Genomic DNA, 1,428 nt, shown 5'->3' with positions numbered 1-1,428 from the left:
GCCAGCCCTTTCAAGGTGTTTTCTTTTTATGGGCCTTAAGCACGCGAGCCGTCGACACATGAGCATTTGCAGCCCTGCCCTCCAGCCATTCCTTGGACTTGGCGATTTTGGGACCTCGTATGCTTTTGGCCACCTGTTTGGGTTTGATGTTTCTGGCCAGCGCCAACAGGCGCTGCGCCAGAGTCGCTGAGGTCGATTGAAGTAACAGATAATCGGGGGGCAACGCGATTTGCATGCCCTCATACCCACTGCGCACTTGCACGGCCAAGTGAAAAATCGATGCCTCCCATGCCTCTGGCTGCGTCTCGCGATGAGCCTGCTCCACACTGCGCTTGAGAACCGCCAAGACGTTGTAGGCCAGCACCGCCGAAGCAAAGCCCAGCAAGGCCGCCCGCGGAGAGCCGAGGCTTTCGATTTCACTGTCCAGTACCGACTCGAGACGCTGGAACATCCCTTCGATACTCCAGCGGCGACGGTACAAATCGGCGATCTGCTCGGCGCTGATGGTGTCGGGCAAGTTGCTCCAGAACCACATCACCGAGTCGCCTGATTCGGTAGTTGTTTGCAGGTTCAGTTCAACTCGGCGCCAGCGGTGGCCGCCGTTGAGTTCGATGGTTTGTTCGCGCACTGTTCCGGCTTCGACGGGCACCGGTTCTTGCCAGTCGCTTTCCTGAATCAACCGTGGATGTTTGCTGGGCTGGCGAATAATGAACGAAGCGCTCGCTTCCTCGCAGGCCTGCATCACGGGCAGCGTGCAATAAAGCCGATCCGCCATCCACAGCTGCCCCTCACTGGCGCGGGCCAACAACGGCAGCACGCCGACGCGCTCACTCGCGTAGGCATCCTCGCAAGGCTGCAAGTCGACGATCTGATCCAGGTCAGGATCGTAGACCACCACGGAAAACCCTGGCCGAGCCGCACCTCGTTCACGCCGCAAAGCCCCCAGACGTTTTTCGGTAGAAGGCAAGTGGTTGCCGTCAACAACGCGCAGTTGCCAGCCGGGCAAAACGGCTGAATAGCCCAACTCTTCTATCGTCGGAGCCAAGCGCTCTGCGCTACCGGTGACCAAGGCCCGCAGCAGCGCAGGTTCTGTGCGACTGACCTTGTCATACAGCGCCGCCAAGGTCACCGGCAGATGCTCCATCTGGCGGGCAGCCGCATGCAAGGAAGGCCGTAAGCCCAATGAAACAAGGGACATCAACTCAACGATGGTCGAAAACAAAAGCTCCCGTGGGTACTGGCGTTGACGTTGTTCCTCGAACACCTGATCGACCCATGCGGCAGGAACAGCCTGCTCCAGTATCAACTTGGTCATGACACTGGCCGGCGTCTTTTGCTCAAACCGCGCTAGAACTTCTGCCCACATCGTTTTCGTCACCCTGACTGGAATTTTGGGAGAGTTTAAACGAAGACCTTGAAAGGGCTGGC

Annotated in this window: 1 protein-coding gene; it reads right to left on the bottom strand. The window is 58.5% G+C overall.

The window, feature by feature from the left end:
* Positions 1-10 precede the first annotated feature (10 nt).
* Complete coding sequence (locus KW848_RS31245) at positions 11-1,315, bottom strand: IS4 family transposase (RefSeq protein ID WP_218539168.1); 1,305 nt, start codon at positions 1,313-1,315, stop codon at positions 11-13.
* Positions 1,316-1,428: the final 113 nt, after the last annotated feature.

The organism is Pseudomonas sp. PDM25, from assembly GCF_019219045.1.
Classification (GTDB): domain Bacteria; phylum Pseudomonadota; class Gammaproteobacteria; order Pseudomonadales; family Pseudomonadaceae; genus Aquipseudomonas.
This window is presented reverse-complemented; position numbering and strand designations above follow the sequence as displayed.